Raw genomic sequence first — 13,511 nt, forward strand, 5'->3', positions numbered from 1 at the left:
GCGCTCAGCATCCGTTGCGGGATGGGAGCTTTTGCAAGGGCTGTTTTCCTGGGACCGCCAAGCTCCAGCTTGGCACTAGGGCGTTGGCAGATACCGCGAATTGCCAAGCTGGAGCTTGGCGCTCCCAGGGGGATACCGAGACACCACGCAACTTGTGCGCTTTGACGCGCTCAGCATCCGTTGCGGGATGGGCGCTTTTGCACGGGCTGTTTTCCTGGGAGCGACAAGCTCTAGCTTGGCACTAGGACGTTGGCAGATACCGCGAATTGCCAAGCTGGAGCTTGGCGCTCCCAGGGGGATACCGAACACCGAAGGCGCTAAGAAGGTAGGGTTAAGGCGTATCAAACGTCACTGTTGAGACCGTTCAGCTTGAGGGCTTTTGTTGCGCAGCGGCGCGCAGCTTGTCTTTCTTGCTTGGGCGCTTGCCTTTGATACCACCATTGTCGGGTGCGACCAGCTTGGTGGGTGCGAGGGCTTCTGCGGCTTCCTTGGGCTCGAAACCAGGCACTTGCTCTCTCGGCAGACTAAGACCCTGACGCTTTTCGATCAAGCTGAAATGCGCCTCGGTGCTGGCACTGACGAAACTGATGGCCAGTCCGCTCTGGCCGGCCCGGCCGGTTCGGCCGATGCGGTGGACATGATCCACGGGCGAGCGCGCCAGGTCATAGTTCACCACCACGGGCAACTGGTCGATATGCAGTCCGCGCGCGGCCAGATCGGTGGTGATCAACACGTCCCAACGGGAATCCTTGAATTCGTCCAGCACCTGCTTGCGGGCGCCCTGGCTCAGACCGCCGTGGAAGGCGGTGGCAAACAATCCATCTTTGTGCAACTTGTTGGCCAGATGCTCGGCGGTGTACTGGCTGCCCACAAAGACCAGCACCCGCTCCCCAGCATGTTCCTTGATCAGATGGCGAAGCAACTGCGTGCGGCGCGGCTCGTCGACCTGGATCACGCGCTGCGTCACGGCAGGCGCAGTCTCCGGCTCGGCGGGCACATCAATGCGCACCGGCTCACGCAGCAAACCCTGAGCCAAGGTCTGCACGCCAGGTGGAAACGTGGCCGAGAAGAACAGGTTCTGTCGACGTGCGGGCAGCAGGGCCAGCACGCGGTTGAGCTCTTCGGCAAACCCTAAGTCCAATAGCCTGTCTGCCTCGTCCAGCACCAACTGCTCCACGCCCGAGAGGCGCAGCGCATTTTGATCTACCAGATCGAGAAGGCGCCCAGGTGTGGCCACCACGATGTCGGCCGCGCCTCGCAGAGCCATCATCTGCGGATTGATGGACACGCCGCCAAAGACCACTACTGTCTTCGGACGCGGTTGCAGGTGCTCGCCCAAGCTTCTCAGCACCTCGCCCACCTGCGCAGCAAGCTCGCGCGTAGGCACCAAGACCAGGGCACGCACCCGTCGTGGAGACGTGGCGCCAGCTTTCTGCAAATGTTGCAGCAGGGGCAGGGCGAAGGCCACAGTTTTACCCGAACCGGTTTGCGCCGTGGCGAGCAAATCCGCACCACCAAGGGCCGGGGGAATGGCCTGGGACTGGATAGGCGTAGGCTGAGTAAAGCCCAGCGCGCTGGTGGCGCTGGCGAGTTCGGGCAAGAGACCCAGTGAGGTAAATGGCATGCGGGTGGTAAAAATCTGGCGAATAGCCGTGCACCCAGTGTATGCGGGCGATAGGATAAGCGCCCATGAAAAGCAAATCACTGTCTGGCGGCGGTCTGGTGTATTCCACGGAGACTGGCCGCATGTGCCCAGGGTGCCGTCAGCCCATCGCGCAATGCACTTGCAAGTCCGCCAGCGCCATACCGGTGGGCGACGGCATTGTGCGGGTCTCACGCGAGACCAAAGGCCGGGGCGGCAAGGCGGTCACGCTGGTCAAGGGGGTGGCTTTGGATCCTGTGGCGTTGGCCGCATTGGGCAAGCAACTGAGATCAGCTTGCGGGTCGGGCGGCACGGTGAAAGAGGGGGTGATCGAGGTCCAGGGCGATCATGTGGAGCGCGTCATGGCGGCGCTGCAGGCTCAGGGGTATCGCGTGAAACGGGCTGGTGGGTGAATCGCCGGTCATGTTGAAGGGAAGGGCTGTGCGGGGCTTCGGTCCTTTGCCTAGCTCAGGACAGGGCGACGGGAATCACGTTGGCCGGTGGGGCTTGATTTTGAGTTGATGGAGATGGAGAGATGCCGAGCAGGAGCTCGGCGGTCCCAGCAAACAGCCTGATTCAGGCGGGATCCGACATGAATTTTCAACATCTCCTGGATTCCCGCCTACGCGGGAATGACGGAAAGGCCGAAAGACGGAAAGACATGACGGTTCAGCGGCACGCTGGTTTGGGTATTTCCTGGGACCGCCGAGCTCCTGCTCGGCATCTTCGCCAGCGCGTTCCGCCCCCTGATCATGGCGAAGCTAACCACCCTGCCCCACACGCTTCCAAACGCGCTCCAGGACCTTGCGGCCGTTGTTGCGCAGTCGGTAGGCCACGATGTCGACCTCAGTGCCCCACTGATCGTCAGCCGCCAGAACCAGATCAGGAAAGCGCCCGTGTTCCAGACTACTGTCTGGCAACCATGCCACGCCCAGCCCCTTGTGGGCCATATTGGCCAGCACGTCTGTCATGGCAGACTCCACCATGGTGGCGCTGAGCAAAGCTTGCGGGGCATTCTCAATGGCCGAATCCACTACCTTTGAAAAGTAGACCGTGGGCGCATACATGAGCAGCGGTACTTTCTGCTGCGCAGATCCCGGCAAAGAAAATTTGGCGCTGCGGCCTTGGGGTGTCTCCACGGCCACGGAATAGGGACGCACCTTCTCCGTGCCCAGAAAGATTTTCTCGTGCCGGCTCATATCAGGCGCGATAGGGTTGGCGGCATGCTGGTAGCAGATCACCATGTCCACGCTGCCTTCTGAGAGAGATTGCATGGTGTCCAGCACATGGCCCGTGCCAATGCTGGCAGCCACATCCAAACCCTGGCTCCAATCGCTCCACCATTGCGCCAAGCGCGTGGCGGCCAAGGCAAAGGGCAGCGCTATGCGCAGGACATGGCCCTCTTGCTCTCCCGCAGCCTCGGCCTTGACGTCAGAGATCTGGCCGAGAAGCGCGATGGCGGCAGGTCTGAAACGCTCTCCAGCTTCCGTGATGCGCATGGGAAAGCAAGAGCGGTCTACCAGCGTGGCCCCCAACCATTGTTCCAACGCCTGAATGCGGCGGCTGAAAGCGGCCTGGGAAACGTTGCGCAGCTCCGCCGCACGCGTGAAATTGCGCACTTCGGTCAAGGTCACGAAGTCTTGTATCCAGCGGGTTTCCATAGTCCTTTAACTCTGCGCATCACCGTATGCCCCACATGTTAGGGGAGTGTCTGGGAATTTGGACGGGACGTGATTCGTTTTACGCATGGGCCCTGCGTTCAGCGGATGACGCCATTTGCGAAAGCGGCATTGGACGCAAGACGGGAAGTTTTCAATACTTTTCCCATCAGCAACTGATTCCCGAAAAGATTATGAACACCCATCTGCGCGAAGCCGCCAAGGAATTCATGGTTCGCTACGGCGGCGATACCTTCCCCAGCCTGTTCAGGAGCGCCAAGGGCTCCATCGTCATAGACGACACCGGGCGTGAGATTCTGGACTTCACTTCCGGTCAGATGTGCGCCACCATAGGCCACAACCACCCGGCCATTGTGCAGGCGGTGCATGAGGCGGGTGAGAAGGCGTATCACATGTTCAGCGGCATGATCCCTGAAGTGGTGGCTGAACTGGCCGAGACCATGGCCAAGGATTGGATGCCCAAGGGCCTGTCGAAATCGATCTTCATCAACACCGGGTCCGAGAGCAACGAAGTGGCCATGCGCATGGCCAAGATGTTCACGGATGGCTATGAGATCCTGGCCGTCGGCGGCTCATGGCATGGCGTGACCGGTGGGGCATCGGCAGCATCGTTTGCCAGTGACCGCAAAGGCTATGGCGTACACGTGCCAGGTGTCTTTGTGATGCCTGAGCCCAACTTGTACCGGCCGTACATCCAGGGCCTGGATGGAGAAGCTTCTGCCCTGGCTTGCCTGGAGATGGGCCTGAAGATGTATGACATGGCTTCCACCGGACGCCGCGCAGCCATCATCGTGGAGCCCATCATCAGCGCCGGGGGTGTGCTGGTCCCACCCAAGTCTTACATGAAGGCCCTGCGTGAGGCAGCCGATGAGCGCAACATGCTGCTGATTTTTGACGAAGCGCAAACCGCCTTTGGTCGCATCGGCCATCGGCACGCAGCTGATTTCTTTGGCGTGACGCCAGACATCATGTCGGTCTCCAAGACCATGGGTGGCGGCCTGCCTCTGGCTGGGGTGGCCACCACACCGCAGATTGAAGAAAGCATTCACTCCAAGGGCTTTACCTTCTACACCAGCCACGTTTCTGATCCCCTGCCAGCCACCGTCGGCTTGGCGGTATTGCGCACCATTCAGGAAGAACATCTGATCGAACGCGCTCAGACGATGGGCGCTTACCTGAGAAGGCGCCTTGAAGAACTGCAGTCGCGCTATGAAGCCATTGGCGACGTACGCGGTGAAGGCATGCTGCTGGGCGTGGAGCTGGTGAAGAGCCGCGACTCACGCGAGCCGTTCCACGCACTGGGCGCCCTGACGACACAGCGCTGCTACGAAATGGGTCTCAGCATGAACATCCGACGCCGGCCGGAGCGCGGCTCGGTATGGCGCATAGCACCGCCGCTGACGACCACGCAGTCCGAGATCGACCGCGGCGTGGACATTCTGGATGAGGCTTTGAGAGTCAGTCTGGATGAGATTGCTCGCACCAGGCTCGTAGCGGCTTAAGCCTTCACCATTGCCACCCCCTCCCCATGTTTGTATAGGAGCGAAACCATGAAGATTCACCAAGTTGCTTTAGGCGTCATGGCCTGCATGATCTTAACCATCAGTGCACATGCGCAAGACGCGGGCACCATGGCCAAAGTCAACTCTTCTGGAACGATCGTTCTGGGCGTCAGGGACTCCTCAGCGCCGCTGTCATACACCTTGGGGGGCAACAAGTTTCTGGGCTACCACATTGAGCTTTGCGAGAACATTGCCAACGCCCTGTTCCCCAAGGCCAGTATCCGCTACCAGGTCGTCACGTCTCAAAACCGGATGCCGCTGCTGCAGAACGGCACGATTGACCTGGAATGCGGCTCCACCAGCAACACCGCGGTACGCAAAGAACAGGTCGACTTTGCCAACACCACCTACATCACAGAAGCGCGCTATGCCGTCAAGACAAGCTCTGGCATAGCACGTACAGAGGACCTGGCAGGCAAGACCATCGTGACCACCACGGGCACCACACTGGTGCCACGCCTTCGAAGGCTGGAGAAAGACGGGCTGAAGTTCAACCTGATCCTGGCCAAGGACCATGCTGAAAGCATGCTGCTGGTGGACCAGGGAAGGGCCGATGCCTTCGCCATGGACGACAACACCCTGGCCGGCAATATTGCCAATCTCAAGAACCCGCGGGACTACAAGATCGTGGGCACACCGCTGGGCAAGGAGCCCATTGCCTTGATGCTTCGACGAAACGACCCTGCCTTCAAGCAGGCGGTGGATGGTCAGATTCAGAAGCTCATCGCATCCGGCGAGCTGCGCAAGATGTTTGACAAGTGGTTCATGAGCCCTATTCCACCGTCCAACACGTCACTCAATCTGCCGTTTCCGCCCTCGCTGCAAGCTGCGTTTCAAGCGCCGAACAACGATCCGGCTGAGACGTATGAGAAATAGAGCTTCTTAAAAAGTGTCTTTCAACGGCTTGCAGGATCGGGTGCCAAGACGAGGTGTGGCTCGGCGAGAAAGAGCCCCACACGAGGGCTCGATCAGCATGTGTTCAGCACGGCGGCCAGTTGATCCACAGACTCCCGTGCCTGCTTGTTCGTGGTGAAGCCGGAGAACCCCATGAGCAACCCACCCTGACGTGACCTTCGCATACGCCAGTTGCTCAGCGCTTCAACGGCCAGGCCGTGAGCCTGGGCCGCATCGGCCAAGTCCTTGTCGTGGTGTGACGTGTTCAGACGAGCCAGCACATGGATGCCGCCGGCTTGGGGTTGAACATGCAGTCGGGAACCAAATGCCTGCGAGAGCGCGTCAACCAGATAGCCACGCCGGGTGGCATAGAGTGACCGCATCTTGCGCAGATGACGGGCAAAGTGGCCTTGTTCCATGAAGTCCGCCACCGTGGCCTGCGACACGATGGAACCCAAGCCGCCGAGGTGATCGGCCGCGTCCCTCATTTTTTCGATCTGTGTTTCAGGCACCACCAGATAGGCCAGGCGCAGACCAGGAAACAGCACCTTGCTGAATGTGCCGGTGTAGAGCACGCGCCCGTCACGGTCCAGGCTCTTCAGCGCGGGAAGCGGCCTGCCGTGGTAGCGGAATTCGCTGTCGTAGTCATCTTCAATGATCCACGCCTGGCGCTGGCTGGCCCACTCCAGCAATTGCAGACGTCGAGGCAGCGACATCGCCATGCCCATGGGACTCTGGTGAGTAGGCGTCACTACGGCAAAACGGGCATGGGGTGCCTGCTTCAAGCCGGCTTCCACTTTCAGCCCTTCCGAATCCACAGGTACGGGCTCAAGACACATGCCTGCACGCTCCAGAAACTGGCGGGCAAATAGGTAGCCAGGGTCTTCGTACCATCCCGTATCGCCAGGTGTCAACAACGAACGACTGACCAGATCAAGGCCACTGCGGTAGCCCGCGGTGACAAACACCTGTTCCTGGGTGCAGGCAATGCCGCGTGAAATGCCCAGATAGGCGGCGATAGCGCGGCGCAGCGGCTCGTACCCTGTGGGATCGGGGTACGCCATGGATGCCGGATGCAGCGTGCGCACGTTGCGGCCTTCAAGGCGCGCCCAAGTCTTGCGGGGAAATGCATCCAGCGCCGGCAACCCAAGCTGGAAAGGGCGGATGGCGCCAGTAATGGACTGGGAGCCTGGAGAGGTTCGGGCCAGCGGTTCGGATGCAGCCGGGTGGCCGGAATCGCCCAGCGTCTCCAGCCGCGGAGACACGATGGTTCCCGCAGGGCCCCGGGTGAGGAAATAGCCTTCACTGCCCAGCATCTGATAGGCCATTTCTACGGTGCCGCGTGCCAGGTTCAGCTCACTGGCCAGACTGCGCACGGAAGGCACTCGGTCGCCTGGATGCAGCTTTCCGGCCGTGATCGCATCTCGGAAACGTGCGTACAGTTGCAGATAGATTGGCGCATCGTGTTCCCTGCTTAGCTTTAACTGATGCATGTCCATGAGCTATGTCCTATTCATTTAATCGATTCTTGCACCTTTCGCCTAGGCCATGATTTTTCTAAAGTCATGCCTTCATCGCAAGGAATTGGTATGAGCACTTTTAAATTGACTCTGGCGGACAGCGATCAGGACTATGTGGCCTGCTTCGACGTCATGCACGAGTTGCGGCCCCACCTGCGCGACGCGGCTTCATTTGCTGCACAGGTTCGTCGCCAGTCCGAACAGGGCTACCGCTTGTTGGCTGCAAGGCAGGGCCATGATGTCATGGGCGTGGCGGGCTACCGCATTCAGGAGAACCTGATCTATGGGCGTTTCCTTTATGTGGATGATCTGGTGGCTACCGCTGGTGCACGCAGCCAGGGGCTGGGCGGCGTACTGATCGAAGCGCTGCGCGAGACTGCTCGGCAGCAGGACTGCGCTCATTTTGTGCTTGATACAGGGCTTGGAAACGCCTTGGCGCAGCGCTTTTATTTCCGCCAAGGCTTGCTTTCCAAAGGACTGCATTTCGTCCAGGCTCTTTAAGGCTCAAAGCTCCATGAATCACATTTTCTTTCTGGAATGCAGCCCTGCAGGCAACCAGTCGATGGGTGCGCAGTTGGTGGCGACGGCTTTGCGCGATGGCCAATCTCGCACACAAGGCATGCGCCTGACCACGCGCAGTCTTGCGGCGCAGCCGCTTGCGCCCGTGTCTGCGCAATACGCGAAGGCCATCACCTCGTCAGCGCCATTGGATGATCCCGCTTTGGCCCTTTCTGAAAAGCTGATTAGCGAGATGGAAACTTCTGATCGGTTGTTGATCAGCACGCCCATGCACAACTTCACTGTGCCGGCCACGCTGAAGCTTTGGATCGACTATGTCCTGCGTATCCATCGGACTTTTACGAACACACCAGATGGCAAGGTCGGTCTGCTGCAAGATCGCCCGACCTTGGTACTCGTGCGCTCGGGCGGTGCATGCATTGGCGACGCAGCCCGGCAGCCTGACTTCCTGACGCCCTATCTGCGCCACGCCTTGTCCACTCTGGGTCTGCACCAGGTTCGCTTTCTGTACTTGGCAGGACCATCCCCGACTGTAGAGACGCTGGCCCACACCCGCCAGGCGCTGACTTCATTTCTCTTTCCTTCAATTCAACCGGAAACATCTCGTGAGCACACTTCGATTGCCCTACCAAACCCTGTCGTCTGATGCGTATCGCGGCCTCGGTCTCACCAAGGCCGCCCTGGACAAGAGCAGCCTGGGGAAACCATTGATTGAGCTGGTCTACCTGCGGGTCTCCCAGATCAATGGCTGCGCCTTCTGCCTGGAAATGCACGCATCAAGTCTGCGTGCGAGCGGTGTGCCGAACGCCAAGCTCGACAGCCTGGCAGGATGGCGCGTAAGCGCCCTGTTCAACGAACGTGAAAGAGCGGCGTTGGCCTGGACTGAGTCGCTGGTGGCTGTGGCGACCACCCATGCGCCCGATGAGGATTTCGAACCTCTCAAAGCACATTTCAGCGATGCGGAAATCTCAGACTTGAGCTTTGCCGTCGCATTGATGAGTGCGTTCAATCGCTTGGCGATTGGCATGCGTCAGTGATGCAGGGCCACTGATGCTTTCGCTGTTCAGGCCTTAAGTGGCACCTTGCGCCGCCTGCAAAGCCAAAGGGATGTAGTCGGCCAGGTGTGTCGTTTCGATATCGGTGAGAGTCTTCAACTTGATATGTCGGCGCAGCTTGCCCCCGCCTTGCAAATGCCCTGACTTGTCGGCAATGGCGGCCCCGCGAGAGAACTCGACGGAGATGTGGTCCTTGTACGCGAACACGCCGCCAAACTGGATTCCCGATGAGAACAGGATGCCGCCGTACTTGACCTCTTCTGACAGTGGCTTGACAAGCTGCTTCACCAGGGAACGGACCGCTTGGACTGTGGCGTAGTGTTCTTCGCTCAGGAAGCGGATATCTTCGAGCAGGGCTTGAACAGATTTGGGTTGCATTTTCTGATTGGGTTGGCGTTCGGTGTTGCGATGATGGGCATTCGCCGACTCCGCTTCGTCAGATGGTATTGCCTGGGAGCGCCAAGCTCCAGCTTGACTACAGCTTGTACAGAAGCCCCTAATTGCCAAGCTGGAGCTTGGCGCTCCCAGGGAACAGCCGGCTGCGCACGCGGTCGCACTAGTGTCCGGGATGACGGTAACAGGGCTCGACCATGCGTCGGACAAAGAAGCGGAAAAAAGACGCCTCTTAAGGGCTATTCGCGCACACCCGCAAAGCTTCAATGTCGCCAGCCACGATCTTGTCCAGGTGCTTGGTGACCTTATCAATGGGCCAGTCCCACCAGGCGGTCTCATTGAGCTTGGCGGCATCTTCTGGGTCAAAGCGTCGCTTGACGGGCTTGGCCGGATTGCCGCCCACGATGGTGTAAGGCTCCACGTCGGACACAACCACCGAACGTGAAGACACAATGGCGCCATTCCCGATTTTGACGCCGGGCATGATGAGCGCCTCATAGCCGATCCATACATCATTGCCAATGACGGTGTCTCCCTTGAAAGGCAAGTCACCAAGCTCAGGCATAACCGACTCCCAGCCACTGCCGAAAATCTGAAATGGGTAAGTCGATATGCCGGACATCTTGTGATTCGCGCCGTTCATGATGAACTTGACGCCGCGCGCTATGGCGCAAAACTTACCAATGATCAGCTTGTCGCCTATGAATGGGAAGTGATAGAGAACATTGCGCTCGAAGTTCTCTGAGTCTTCAGGATCGTCGTAGTAGGTGTAGTCGCCAATGACGATGTTCGGGTTCTGCACGGTGTTCTTGATGAAACACACCTGGGGGAACCCGGGCATAGGGTGTTTTGTTTTTGGGTCGGGGCCGTGCATGTTGTTGATGGATGTTGATAGGGCTTTGCGATTTATAGACTTTTCGCTCTGAGCGTAGTGGGGCTTAGCTCCGGCGCCTCTTGCCAGCGCCGAGTTCCTGCTGGGCATTCGGGTAATTTGCACGGGCTGCCATGCCGAGCAGGTGCTCGGCGGTCTCAGGGAGAACAGCCTCACTTTGCGGCGATGCGCCACATTCAGACATCGCCTTTCTCTTGAGCGAAGAACTGATCAAGCGCTTTGATTCTTGGCGAGTCGCTTCCGAGCTCGTTGTCTGCGGCTACCGCTTCGTACAACTTGGCGGCTCCAGCAAACATCTCTGAAGAGCCCCGTTCCGAGTTCAGGAAAAGAGAAATCTCTTCCATCTCACCCACCCATCGATGTGCCTTGGGAACCATGCGCGGCAACTCGCTCACTATCCATTTCAGCAAACCCGGTTGGCTGGTGCGCAACTCGTTCAGGAAGGCTTCCGTCACGTGATGTTCGTTCGCCCCAAGGACCATGGAGGTTGCGAGGGCCTGAAACCCCTTGGTGATTCCCGCGTACGACATCTTGAGGGCCGAAGCCTCACCCGGAGCCGAGCCCAGCGCTCGCACATCAAGGCCATAAGAATTCAACTCCAAGAAGCCGGTTAAATCACCACCCGAGGCATAGAACCGCGTGACAGAGGTACCAGGCTTGGGCGGCGGTCCAATGATGCCGGCATCAACAAATGGTAACCCCAAGGTGGAGAACTTCGCAGCCATAGCCGTGACGGTCTCTGGTGCCACCGCGTTGCAATCGACATAAACCACCGAAGGCTTCGCGGTTTGTATGACGGGTCGAATGCGATCGGCCAACTCAGCGGCTTTTGCTGGAGGCAAGATGGACAGAAACGCCTCGGCTTGCTCAATCATTTCTGCGTCGGTGGGCACAACACGCACATCAGCACGTTGAGCGCGCGCCACACTGGCCGCGCTGCGGCCGCTCAGTACGGTGATGACTTCTGCACCATTCTCAATGAGGCGCGCAGCGACGCCAGCACCCATTTCACCCATGCCTACGATGGCAATAGTCTTTTTCATGACGAGTGATTCCCATTTTCAGATTGACCTGCAGTGACTTGGACCTACCAAAACACATGCTGTGTGGGATGTTTTTCGTGAGCCTCGGCGGGCTGCACACAACCCCAAGCAAGCTTACCGCAGCTTGAAACTATTTCTTCGGCCCGATGATGTATGAACCGTTCACCCTGAGCTTGTCGAAAGGCTGCTCTGGCTTCATCTTGAAGGCTCAAACCCTTGGGTGTTGCTCATCAAGCGGATCAGGATCTCCACAAACGCATCAATCCTCGCCGGCCGGAATCGGCCGGCCACGGTGACGACTTCAATGGGTACGGGCTCAAGCTCCCAACTGGGCAACACACGCTTGACGGCGCCGCTTGCCAAATCAGGCCCGCACAGCCAGAACGCTGCGGCGCCCACACCCATGCCCAGTTGGACCCCTCGATAGCTGGACAACAAACCATCAGTCGCCACAGCGGACTGCATACGCACCTCCCGCCGCTCCTCTGTTCGAACAGATCGCAGCACCAGGCGGTCGTAGACCAAGGGAATCAGACCAATGAGCGGATGGTCCTTCAGGTGCTCTGGTTGCCGGATGGCGCGGCCTGGGTAGTCCTTGGAGGCGATCAGTATTCGTCGCATGAGACCCAGGCGCCGAACATGCAGCGTCTGATCTTGAGAGCCACCTGCGCATACCCACAGATCGGCGCCCTCCTTGATGAGGTCGACCGCACCATCGGTGAGCCGCAGCCTCACCTGAACTTGTGGATACGCGACGCGGTACTGACTGATGGCTTCCATGAGAAAGCTGCTTCCATAGGCATGAGGGCCGACGATGGTGAGTACCCCTCTGGGCACAGACGTGGTCGTCTTCAGGTCGTGTTCCCACTCTGACCATTCGTCTGCCCACACCATGGCGCGGCGTTGCAGTTCAACGCCCTCCGGGGTCAAATGAAACCTGTGAGTGGTTCTCGCAGCCAGGCGCGTACCCAGCAGCATTTCCAGATCGCGAAGCCGACGGCTGACCGTGGGCTGCGTGGTGCCCAGCGCCTTGGCCGCCGCAGAAAGGTTGCCGTGCTGAGCAATGGCAAGAAAGGTGAGGACGAGATGCAAACGGTCCAGCTTTTTGGTCATACGCGCCACGTATAGAAGATATCAATGCGAGCATGCTACCCAATGTGTCAGCTTGGCCGGAAGATGGGGATTAAGAGCAATGCTGCTTAGTTAGCTCCGTTCGCCCTGAGCCTGTCGAAGGGCATTTTTGTTGGGTAAAGGCTTCGACAAGCTCAGCCCGAACGGTTTTTCGGCCAACTAAACAGTATTTTGTCTATGAGCGCACATCCCTCATCCCACGGAGCACCCCATGAAACTACATCGCCAGCTCATCCTTTTCACAGCGGCCCTTTTTGCCTTGGGCACCGCCTCGCAGGCGCAAGACTTCAAAGGCCCCGTCAGGCTGATCGTGGGCTACCCTGCGGGCGGTTCGGCCGATGCGGTGGCCCGCATGGTCGCAGAAGGCCTGAAGGATGAGATCAAGGCGCCTGTCGTAGTGGAAAACAGAGCTGGCGCAGGGGGCCAGATTGCAGCGGATTACGTACGCTCCGTACCTGGAGACGGCACCACCATTCTGGTAGCCAATTCGCACATGATGGTGATGCTGCCTCTGACCTCCAAGGCCGTGAAGTACGATCCTGTGGCAGATTTCAAGCCCATCGGACGCATGACCAGTTTCTATGAAGCCATTGCGCTACCCGCCTCAGTGCAGGCCACAGACGTCAAGCAATGGATAGAGCTGGCCAGGGGCGACGCCAAGCTTTCCAGCTTCGGCGTGCCGGCAGCGGGCAGTGTGTCTCATTTCATTGGCTACAAGCTGGGCGCAGATGCCAAGGTTTCGCTGCAAGCTGTGCCGTACAAAGGTGCCGCGCCCCTGGTGCAAGACCTGCTGGGCAACCAGATCACCGCAGGCATTCAGCCTATCCTGGACGTGGCGCAGCACTCGCAGGCGGGCAAGCTGCGCGTTCTGGCGGTCAACGGTTCTAAACGAGCCCAGCTTTTGCCCGATACACCCACGCTGAAGGAATTGGGCGTCTCTGGTTTCGATTCTCTGGAGTGGACAGCCCTGTTCGTGCCCAAATCAACGCCTGACGCCACGGCAGAACGGCTCAATGCGGCGTTGAACAAGGTCCTGGCGCAAAAAAGCGTTCAAGAGCGCCTGCTCAAGCTGGGCATGGAATCGCACCCCAGCTCTCCGGCAGAACTGGGCTCCCTGGTCAGCAGCGACTTGAACACGTGGCGGCCGGTTGTCAAAGCATCCGGCTTCACCATCGACTGAG

General features: G+C 59.1%; 14 protein-coding genes. 7 read left to right on the forward strand and 7 right to left on the reverse strand.

The window, feature by feature from the left end:
• Window positions 1-364: 364 nt before the first annotated feature.
• Entirely contained in the window at window positions 365-1,624 is a 1,260-nt protein-coding gene (locus ABIE13_RS11380) for a DEAD/DEAH box helicase (protein ID WP_354443412.1), read from the reverse strand.
• Window positions 1,625-1,689: 65 nt separating this feature from the next.
• Between ABIE13_RS11380 and ABIE13_RS11385 the strand changes: the two genes are divergently transcribed.
• Window positions 1,690-2,055, forward strand: coding sequence for a translation initiation factor Sui1 (locus ABIE13_RS11385; RefSeq protein WP_354443414.1), 366 nt, complete (start codon window positions 1,690-1,692; stop codon window positions 2,053-2,055).
• Window positions 2,056-2,403: 348 nt separating this feature from the next.
• Here the strand turns inward: ABIE13_RS11385 and ABIE13_RS11390 are convergent, their stop codons facing one another.
• The gene (locus ABIE13_RS11390) at window positions 2,404-3,303 is read right to left on the reverse strand and encodes a LysR family transcriptional regulator (RefSeq protein ID WP_354443416.1); all 900 of its coding nucleotides are present in this window, start codon (window positions 3,301-3,303) and stop codon (window positions 2,404-2,406) included.
• Window positions 3,304-3,494: 191 nt separating this feature from the next.
• Between ABIE13_RS11390 and ABIE13_RS11395 the strand changes: the two genes are divergently transcribed.
• Together ABIE13_RS11395 and ABIE13_RS11400 are read left to right on the forward strand one after the other, a co-directional pair.
• Complete coding sequence (locus ABIE13_RS11395) at window positions 3,495-4,823, forward strand: aspartate aminotransferase family protein (protein ID WP_354443418.1); 1,329 nt, start codon at window positions 3,495-3,497, stop codon at window positions 4,821-4,823.
• A 48-nt stretch (window positions 4,824-4,871) separates the two neighbouring features.
• A complete protein-coding gene (locus tag ABIE13_RS11400; RefSeq protein WP_354443420.1) occupies window positions 4,872-5,759 on the forward strand; it encodes an amino acid ABC transporter substrate-binding protein in 888 nt (295 codons plus the stop codon).
• A gap of 92 nt (window positions 5,760-5,851) precedes the next feature.
• On the opposite strand, the gene ABIE13_RS11405 is transcribed toward ABIE13_RS11400, so the two are convergent.
• Window positions 5,852-7,276: a PLP-dependent aminotransferase family protein gene (locus tag ABIE13_RS11405; protein WP_354443422.1), complete on the reverse strand. Its 1,425-nt coding sequence runs from the start codon at window positions 7,274-7,276 to the stop codon at window positions 5,852-5,854.
• 90 nt (window positions 7,277-7,366) lie between these two features.
• Here ABIE13_RS11405 and ABIE13_RS11410 point away from each other — a divergent pair, with 90 nt between their 5' ends.
• Genes ABIE13_RS11410 through ABIE13_RS11420 form a run of 3 tightly spaced genes read left to right on the forward strand, consistent with a single transcriptional unit; the run spans window position 7,367 to window position 8,853 of the window.
• A complete protein-coding gene (locus ABIE13_RS11410; RefSeq protein ID WP_354443426.1) occupies window positions 7,367-7,798 on the forward strand; it encodes a GNAT family N-acetyltransferase in 432 nt (143 codons plus the stop codon).
• Between the two features lie 13 nt (window positions 7,799-7,811).
• Entirely contained in the window at window positions 7,812-8,462 is a 651-nt protein-coding gene (locus ABIE13_RS11415) for an FMN-dependent NADH-azoreductase (protein ID WP_354443427.1), read from the forward strand.
• Window positions 8,422-8,853 (forward strand): carboxymuconolactone decarboxylase family protein, encoded by a 432-nt coding sequence (locus ABIE13_RS11420; protein WP_354443429.1) that lies wholly within the window; start codon window positions 8,422-8,424, stop codon window positions 8,851-8,853. Before ABIE13_RS11415 ends, ABIE13_RS11420 begins: the two co-directional genes overlap by 41 nt.
• A gap of 33 nt (window positions 8,854-8,886) precedes the next feature.
• Here ABIE13_RS11420 and ABIE13_RS11425 read toward each other — a convergent pair whose 3' ends face one another.
• The 4 genes from ABIE13_RS11425 to ABIE13_RS11440 form a co-directional block, all read right to left on the reverse strand.
• Window positions 8,887-9,249 carry a DUF1801 domain-containing protein gene (locus ABIE13_RS11425; protein ID WP_354443431.1) on the reverse strand — a complete coding sequence of 121 codons (363 nt, stop codon included), beginning with the start codon at window positions 9,247-9,249 and terminating at the stop codon, window positions 8,887-8,889.
• Window positions 9,250-9,496: 247 nt separating this feature from the next.
• Window positions 9,497-10,138 carry a Vat family streptogramin A O-acetyltransferase gene (locus tag ABIE13_RS11430; RefSeq protein WP_354443432.1) on the reverse strand — a complete coding sequence of 214 codons (642 nt, stop codon included), beginning with the start codon at window positions 10,136-10,138 and terminating at the stop codon, window positions 9,497-9,499.
• A 194-nt stretch (window positions 10,139-10,332) separates the two neighbouring features.
• Window positions 10,333-11,199 carry an NAD(P)-dependent oxidoreductase gene (locus ABIE13_RS11435; protein WP_354443434.1) on the reverse strand — a complete coding sequence of 289 codons (867 nt, stop codon included), beginning with the start codon at window positions 11,197-11,199 and terminating at the stop codon, window positions 10,333-10,335.
• Window positions 11,200-11,394: 195 nt separating this feature from the next.
• Window positions 11,395-12,312, reverse strand: a complete 918-nt coding sequence (locus ABIE13_RS11440) for a LysR family transcriptional regulator (RefSeq protein WP_354443436.1) — start codon at window positions 12,310-12,312, stop codon at window positions 11,395-11,397.
• A gap of 229 nt (window positions 12,313-12,541) precedes the next feature.
• On the opposite strand from ABIE13_RS11440, the gene ABIE13_RS11445 reads away from it, so the two are divergent.
• Window positions 12,542-13,510: a tripartite tricarboxylate transporter substrate-binding protein gene (locus tag ABIE13_RS11445; protein ID WP_354443438.1), complete on the forward strand. Its 969-nt coding sequence runs from the start codon at window positions 12,542-12,544 to the stop codon at window positions 13,508-13,510.
• Window position 13,511: the final 1 nt, after the last annotated feature.

This window comes from Ottowia thiooxydans, assembly GCF_040548795.1.
Classification (GTDB): domain Bacteria; phylum Pseudomonadota; class Gammaproteobacteria; order Burkholderiales; family Burkholderiaceae_C; genus Ottowia; species Ottowia thiooxydans_A.